Source organism: Neoroseomonas rubea (assembly GCF_016106015.1).
Lineage (GTDB): Bacteria > Pseudomonadota > Alphaproteobacteria > Acetobacterales > Acetobacteraceae > Neoroseomonas > Neoroseomonas rubea.
The window spans coordinates 1-7,138 of the sequence record NZ_JACADQ010000207.1; the positions used below are offsets into that span (position 1 = coordinate 1).

The window sequence follows — 7,138 nt, forward strand, 5'->3', positions numbered from 1 at the left end:
CCGCGGCCCGGCACGCACCGGCTACACCGATGCCGACCCGGGCGACGGCCCCGGCCAGGGCCGCGGCGGCGGTGGCTACCGCCGCACCGTGACGGACAGCGACCCGCGCGACGCCCCGGGCCGCGGCCGCGGCTGACGGCCACCCGGTGCGGGTCCGGTCGGATGGATGCATCCGACCGTCGCGAGCGCCTCGCGGACACCGACGTGCCGAAAGACTCACGCCGCGCCGACCCACCCTTGCTGCGCAACGGCGAGGACGCGTTGCGGTCCAGGGCGCGGCGCCGCTGACGCCGTCGCCCGGATCAGCGAACTGGGCGATCTTTCGGATGGATCGGGCGCCGGCGCTCGTGCCCGGTTTTGGATGAGTGCCGATCACTGCGCGCGACGTTACCTGGCGCACTCACTTTCCCTTCACCGCGCTTGCGGAAGATCGCCGGCCAGGCCGATGATGACGCGGGGGAAGGAGCAGCGACGGCGATGACCGACAGGACGAAGGTGGCGCCGCCGGCGCCGGCCGAGCAAGCCACCCAGGCGGAATCCACGACGACGGAACCGCGGCTTGGGCGACGCCTGCTCGTGTTGCGCGTCGCGACCGGCGCCGTCGCCGCGGCGGCGGCTGCGCCGACGGTCGCCGAGGCCGGCGACGTCACGCAGGTGCAGTACCGCACCGGCCTCACCGATGCGGACCCAGGCGACGGCCCCGGCTATGGCCGTGGCGGCTATCGTGGCCCCGCGCGCACGGGCATCACGGATGCCGACCCCGGCGACGGGCCCGGCCAGGGCCGCGGCGGCTACCGCGCGCCGGCCCGCCCGCAAGGCCGCGCCTATACCGGCATCAATGACGGTGACCCGGGCGATCCCTCAGGCTACGGCACGGGCTGGCGCCAGCGTGGCCAGCCCTACACCGGCATCAACGATTCCGACCCGTCGGACGGCGCCGGCCGGGGCCGAGGTGGCTATCGCCGCAACGTGACCGACAGCGACCCCGGCGACGCGCCCGGTCGCGGCCGCGGCTATCGCTGAACCGACGATGCCGGTGAACAAGGGCGGGCGGCTCGGCCGCCGCCTGCTCGTGCTCGTCGCGCCCGCCGCGGCCCTACCCATAGCGGCCGAGGCGCAGCCGCGCACCGGCACCTCCGACAGCGACCCGCGCGATCCCGCCGGGCGCGGCCGGCCGCAGACGGGATACTCGGACAGCGATCCGCGCGACGCCGCGGGGCGTGGGCGCCCGCGCACCGGCATGTCGGACAGCGACCCGCGCGATGCCGCCGGGCGCGGTCGACCACAGACCGGCATGTCCGACAGCGATCCGCGCGACGCCGCGGGGCGCGGGCGGCCCCGGACCGGGTATTCCGACAGCGACCCGCGCGATGCCGCCGGGCGCGGGCGGCCACACACCGGCTTTTCCGACAGCGACCCGCGCGACGCCGCCGGGCGCGGGCGCGGCAGTGCACGTTAGGGCAATGTCCGATCGGCCGGAGACGGCCGACCGGACCTCTTGCACTGGGACCCATTGATCCTGCGGCACGAAATCCGACCACCGTAATTCTGCGTGATCGGATAGTGCGGTAGTCATTGAACGATCCCCCGCCACGCGGCGGGGCCTGGAAGGATGCGATGAGCGCGACACTTGCCGAGGAAGCCTGGTCCCTCGCCTTCGGAACCCTGTCCTTCGAGGACGGGCTCGCGATGCGAGAGAACACCGCTTGGCGCCTGATGCCGGGCAACGACCCCGACCGCTTCGCGGGGCTTCTGTCCATCGCCGACCTCGACGCCTTCCTGCGCACGGATGCCGCGCGCACGCCGCGCGTCTCCATGGCCGATGGCGGCCGCAAGGGCAGCGCCGCCGTGCCGGTGGACGAATACATCGAGGAAGGCGGCGACCGCGTGGACCTGCCGCGCCTGCTCGCCCGGCACGATGCGGGGGCGAGCCTCGTCGTCTCCCAGTTCCACGAGATCCATCCGCCGCTCGCCCGCTTCTGCCGCGGGCTGGAGAAGGCCTTCCTGCACGGCGTGCAGGCGAACATCTACATGACGCCGCCGGGCGCGCAGGGCTTCCGCGTGCATTTCGACACGCATGATGTGCTCGTGCTGCAGGTCTCCGGCCGCAAGGCGTGGCGGGTGTGGGACGCGATCCCCTTCCCCGCGCCGACGCGCCACACGCCCTGGGCCAACAACGCATCGCCGGAAGGCGAGCCGCATGAACTGCTGATGGCGCCGGGCGACGTGCTCTACGTCCCGCGCGGCGTGATGCATGAGGCGATGGTGCAGGCTGGCGCGGAGCCGTCCCTGCACATCACCCTCGGCCTGCTTGAACCAGGCCTGGGCGAGATGCTGCGCCACCTGCTGGCCGAGGTGGAGGCCGAGGAACCCGCGCTGCGCGCCGCCATCCCCACCTGGCGCCTGGCGGAGGCCGATGGCGTGGCCGCGGTCCAGCGGCTGCTGACGGACGCGCTCGGCCTGCTCTCCCGGCCCGGCTATGCCGACCGGATCGCCGTCGCGGCACTCGACCGCGTCGCGCGCGACCGGATGTCGCTGCCAGGCCGGTCGCTGACCACGCCGCCGCCCGCGCCGGAGGACAGGCTGCGGCTGTCCGAGACGATGCACCACACGCTGGTGCCCTTCCCCGAGGGCGGGGCGGCGCTGCGCTGGTATGGCGGGGCGGAGAAGCTCACCCAGCAGGAATTCGACTGGCTGCTGGCGCTGGAGGACGGCGCGACGCCGGCCGCGCTGGGCGAGGGCGCGCTCGATTTCTGTCGCCGCCTCGCCCGCTACGGCCTGCTGGAACGCGCCTGACCATGCGCACGCTGCCCGCCCATGGCCGCGACCGGGCCAGCCTGATGGCGGAGCTGGAGGCGGCCAAGGCGAGCGACGTCTCCTGGCGGGACGCGCGCATGGCCGTCTATTTCTACCACCTGGACGAGGAGGTGACGCGCGTCGCGCAGGAGGCCTACCTCGCCTACTGGACCGAGAACGCGATGGGGACGCGCGCCTTCCCCAGCGTGAAGCGACTCGAGGACGAGGTGGTGGGCATGGGCCTCTCCCTCCTCCAGGCGCCGGAGGGCGCGGCGGGCACCTTCACCTCCGGCGGGTCGGAAAGCATCTTCCTCGCGGTCAAGGCGGCGCGCGACCGGGCGCGGGAGGAGAAGGGCATCGCGCGCGGCAACATCGTGCTGCCGCGCAGCGCGCACCCGACCTTCGACCGCGCCGCGCATTACCTCGGGCTCGAGGTGCGCCGCGTGCCCGGGCGCCGCAACGACCGTCGCGCCGACGTGGACGCGATGGCCACGCGCATCGATGCGGCGACGGTGCTGCTGGTCGGCAGCGCGCCCTGCTACCCCTTCGGCGTCTTCGACCCGATCGCCGACATCGCCGCGCTGGCCACCGCGCGCGGCATCTGGATGCATGTCGATGCCTGCGTGGGCGGCTTCCTCGCGCCCTTCGTCCGCAGGCTGGGCCGGCCGATCCCGGCGTTCGACTTCGCGGTGCCGGGCGTCACCTCGATCTCGGCCGACCTGCACAAGCATGGCTACACGGCCAAGGGCGCGTCGCTGCTGCTGCTGCGGGATGCGGCGCTGCTGCGCCACCAGCATTTTTCCGCCGATGTGTGGGAACGCGGGCCCTATGCGCAGCCGACGACGCAAGGGTCCCGCCCCGCCGGCGCCGTCGCCTCCGCCTGGGCGGTGATGAACTTCCTCGGCGAGGAAGGCTACACGCGCTGGGCGGCGCTGCTGATGGATACGACCGACCGCTTCGCCGCCGGCATCGCCGCCATACCCGGCCTCGCGGTGCTGGAGCCGCATGACCTGTGCATCCTGGTCTATCGCGCGGAGGACCCGGCGCTCGACATCGGCGCGGTGGCGGAGGCGATGGGCCGCCGCGGCTGGCTGGTCGGGCGGCAGGCGGAACCGGACGGCGTGCACCTGCACCTGAACCCGCAGCACGCGATGGCGGTCGACGCATACCTTTCGGACCTGCGCGCGAGCGTGGAGGAGGCGCGGGCGAGCGGCGCGAAGGCCAGCGCCCCGGCGGGGCGGACCTACTGACATCAACCGCGCCAAGGATGAACCGTCGCACGGTCGGCATCATCAACCTTGCTTCGCGTACGGTCGCCCCACCGGCCTCACGCGCCATGCGCGCCGCACAAGGGTCAGGTCTGTGTACGGCGGGTATGCTTCACCGCGGTGGACGCTTCGACCTTCGGCCACCGGCGCCGCGACCGGCTTCTCGCCACCCTGTTCGCGCCGCATTCGTGGCTCCGGCGGCGGTGTCATACCGGCCGGCCATCCGCGTTCACGGCCGCAGATAGCCCAGGACCACCTCCACCACATGCCGCTCCCGCGCCTCCAGCGCGGCTTCGGTGCCGAGATCCTCGCCGAAGATGGTCGAGAGCGTGTGCCGGTTCGCCACCCAGAAATGCCCCAGCCCGAGCATCGTCACGTACAACTGCAGCGGATCAACGTCGCGGCGGAACACGCCCGCCTCCGCGCCGCGGCGCAGCGTCTCCCGCAGCTCGTCCACCAGCGGGGAATAGAGCGCGGGCACCGCGGCGCTGCGCTGCAGATAGGCGGCGCGGTGGATGTTCTCCTGGTTCAGCAGGGCGACGAATTCCGGATGCGCCGCCGTGTAGCGCAGGTTGAAGCGCACCAGCCGCGCCATCGCCTCGCCCGGCGGGAGGTCGTGCACCTCGAGCGCCCGTTCCTCGGCGCGCTTCGCGGCATAGGCGCGTTCCAGCACGGTCAGCCAGAGTTCTTCCTTCGAGCCGAAATGCGCGTAGAGCATCCGCTTGTTGGCACCCGACCGCGCCGCGATCTCGTCCACCCGCGCGCCCGCCAGTCCGTTCAGCGCGAATTCCGCCAGCGCCGCGTCCAGGATGCGCTGGCGCGTGGCGGCGGCGCGGGGGGAGAGCGTGCGGGCTTCTTCCATCAGAACCTGCCGTCCCGCACCTCGAATTTCGTGGCCTTGCCGAGGCTGCGACCGCCACGCGCCACCCACCCCGCGACCCAGTCGACCATCCGCGCGAGCGGCACCGTGGGGTAGCCGAATTGTGCGAAGGCGCGCGCGGCGTTGGACAGCAGCGCGTCCGGCGCCTCGATGCCCGTGAGTTCCGGCACGCGGCCGAAGCGCGCGCCGAATTCGCGCGCGAGCCAGCGGATGGATACCGTCTCCGGCCCCGTCACGTTCAGGATAGGGCAGATCGCATCCGCCCGCGCCAGCGCGCGCAGCGTCCAGGCATTGGCGTCGCCCTGCCAGATGACGTTGGCGTGGCCCATGGCGAGCGGCACCGGCGTGCCGGCGGCCACCTTCGTCGCGACGTCGTGCAGCACGCCGTAGCGCAGGTCGATCGCGTAGTTCAGGCGGATGCCGAAGCAGCGCGTCCCACGCGACGCCGCCGCATGCTGGAAGACGCGCTCGCGTCCGAGGCAGGAGGCCGCGTAGTCGCCGATGGGCGAGGGCGCCGTGTCCTCCCCCGCCCCGCCCGACCCCACCGGGACCAGCGGCAGCACGTTGCCGGTCGAGAAGAAGACGATGCGTGACGTGGCGTAGCGTTCGGCGACCATAGCCGGCAGCAGCACATTCATCGCCCAGGTCAGCGCCTCGTTGCCCGTGCTGCCGAACTTGCGCGCGGCCATGAACACGACGTTCGGCGCATCGGGCAGGGCGGCGAGCGCGGCGCGGTCGGTCAGGTCCGCGGCCAGCGTCTCGATGCCCCAGGATTCCATCCGCGCGCGCAGCCCCTCCTCGGTCCAGCGTGCCACCGCGATGACGCGGCGCGCAGGGTCGGCGCGCTTCGCCTGGCGGCAGAGCGTCGGGCCCATCTTGCCCGCCGCGCCGAGCACGAGGATGTCCCCCGGCGCGCGGGCGAGGTCGGCCACCAGCGCGGGGTCAGGGCGCGAGAGCACCTCCTCGAGCGCCGCCTCGTCCTCGATCGTCGCGGGCCATTCGGTCACGGCGGTTCCTCCCGCGCGAAACTTGCGCGGGGCACGGCGGGCTGTCCATGGCGCGGCTGCAGCACGATCCGAACACCCTGAATTGGTGGGGTCGGATGTCGTGCGGCGGACTCTTGGTTCATGGGGCAGGACATCCAATCCGACGTCGCCGGATGATCGGATATCGCTCTATTCGCCGACCGCGACCTCCAGCGGGCGCGGCAACAGCAGGAAGACCTCCGCCTCGTCGCGCATGCGCCCGGCGCGCTCGCCCGCTTCCGGCCCCCAGCCCCAGAAGAAGTCGGTCCGCGCGGGGCCGCGGATGGCACCACCCGTGTCCTGCGCAACGACGAGCCTTCCGGCCGGCGGCGCATCCCGCCGCGCCATCGGGTCGCGCACCGTGACGAACATGGGCAGGCCGAGCGGGATGAAGGCGCGATCCACCGCGACGCTGCGCTGCGGTGTCAGCGGCACCCCCATGGCGCCGATCGGGCCCTGCTCGGGCGTCAGCCCCTCGACCCTGCGGAAGAAGATGTAGGAGGGATTGCCCCGCAGCAGATCCGTCGCGCGGTCATGCCCCGCATTGGCCAGCCAGGCGCGCAGCGCCTGCATCGACATCTGGTCGCGGCCGATCTCGCCGCGATCGATCAGCAGCCGCCCGATCGAGACATAGGGCCGGCCGTTCTGCCCGGCATAGCCGATGCGCAGCACCTCCCCATCCGGCATAACCACGCGGCCGGAGCCCTGGATGTGCAGGAAGAAGGCATCAGCCGGATCGTCCACCCAGACGAGTTCCAGCCCGCGCCCGGCCAGCGCGCCGCCTTCGATCGTCGCGCGGTCGTGGAACGGCTCGATCCGGCCATCGACCATCATGCCGTAGCGGCGCCGCAGCGGGTTGCCATTGACGGGCTGCTCGACGAGTTCGGGCGGGCGGGCATGGAGCGGCGTCCGGAAGGTCTCGCTGGGTGCGGGGGCGCCGCGCAGGATCGGCTCGTAGTAGCCGGTCATGATGCCCGCGCCGGCGGCGAAGGGCTGGAAGCGGGCCTCGATGAATTCCCGGACCGCCAGATGCTTCGCCGCGATCCAGGCGGCGACGCGGCGGTCGTGCGCGCGGCCCGTCCCGGGGCGCGGCGGGCGGGGCAGGCTGCGTTCCAGCGCGCGCAGCGCGACGCAAATTTCCTGCCAGGCGGCCGGGCTGCCGCCCGATC

General features: G+C 72.9%; 7 protein-coding genes. 4 read left to right on the forward strand and 3 right to left on the reverse strand.

The annotated features are described in order from the left end of the window. Positions 1-477 precede the first annotated feature (477 nt). The 4 genes from HW577_RS17055 (at position 478) to HW577_RS17070 (ending at position 4,046) form a co-directional block, all read left to right on the forward strand. On the forward strand, positions 478-1,023 hold the full coding sequence (locus tag HW577_RS17055) for a hypothetical protein (protein ID WP_198377349.1): 546 nt from the start codon (positions 478-480) through the stop codon (positions 1,021-1,023). Between the two features lie 7 nt (positions 1,024-1,030). Beyond that, positions 1,031-1,459 carry a hypothetical protein gene (locus tag HW577_RS17060; protein ID WP_198377350.1) on the forward strand — a complete coding sequence of 143 codons (429 nt, stop codon included), beginning with the start codon at positions 1,031-1,033 and terminating at the stop codon, positions 1,457-1,459. Between the two features lie 158 nt (positions 1,460-1,617). Further along, positions 1,618-2,796, forward strand: coding sequence for a cupin domain-containing protein (locus HW577_RS17065; RefSeq protein ID WP_198377351.1), 1,179 nt, complete (start codon positions 1,618-1,620; stop codon positions 2,794-2,796). Positions 2,797-2,798: 2 nt separating this feature from the next. Then, positions 2,799-4,046 carry a pyridoxal phosphate-dependent decarboxylase family protein gene (locus tag HW577_RS17070; RefSeq protein WP_198377352.1) on the forward strand — a complete coding sequence of 416 codons (1,248 nt, stop codon included), beginning with the start codon at positions 2,799-2,801 and terminating at the stop codon, positions 4,044-4,046. 247 nt (positions 4,047-4,293) lie between these two features. On the opposite strand, the gene HW577_RS17075 is transcribed toward HW577_RS17070, so the two are convergent. The 3 genes from HW577_RS17075 to mltA all read right to left on the reverse strand — a co-directional run. Continuing rightward, entirely contained in the window at positions 4,294-4,926 is a 633-nt protein-coding gene (locus tag HW577_RS17075) for a TetR family transcriptional regulator (protein ID WP_198377353.1), read from the reverse strand. Then, positions 4,926-5,951, reverse strand: a complete 1,026-nt coding sequence (locus HW577_RS17080) for an NAD-dependent epimerase/dehydratase family protein (protein WP_198377354.1) — start codon at positions 5,949-5,951, stop codon at positions 4,926-4,928. The genes HW577_RS17075 and HW577_RS17080 overlap by 1 nt, the downstream gene beginning before the upstream one ends. Positions 5,952-6,119: 168 nt before the next feature. Next, a partial coding sequence (gene mltA, locus HW577_RS17085) for a murein transglycosylase A (protein ID WP_198377355.1) occupies positions 6,120-7,138 on the reverse strand: 1,019 nt, incomplete at its 5' end.

Coding starts and splice junctions, on each gene's coding strand:
- HW577_RS17055 (WP_198377349.1), top strand. CDS start 478: ATGACCGACAGGACGAAGGTGGCGCCGCCGGCGCCGGCCGAGCAAGCC.
- HW577_RS17060 (WP_198377350.1), top strand. CDS start 1,031: ATGCCGGTGAACAAGGGCGGGCGGCTCGGCCGCCGCCTGCTCGTGCTC.
- HW577_RS17065 (WP_198377351.1), top strand. CDS start 1,618: ATGAGCGCGACACTTGCCGAGGAAGCCTGGTCCCTCGCCTTCGGAACC.
- HW577_RS17070 (WP_198377352.1), top strand. CDS start 2,799: ATGCGCACGCTGCCCGCCCATGGCCGCGACCGGGCCAGCCTGATGGCG.
- HW577_RS17075 (WP_198377353.1), bottom strand. CDS start 4,926: ATGGAAGAAGCCCGCACGCTCTCCCCCCGCGCCGCCGCCACGCGCCAG.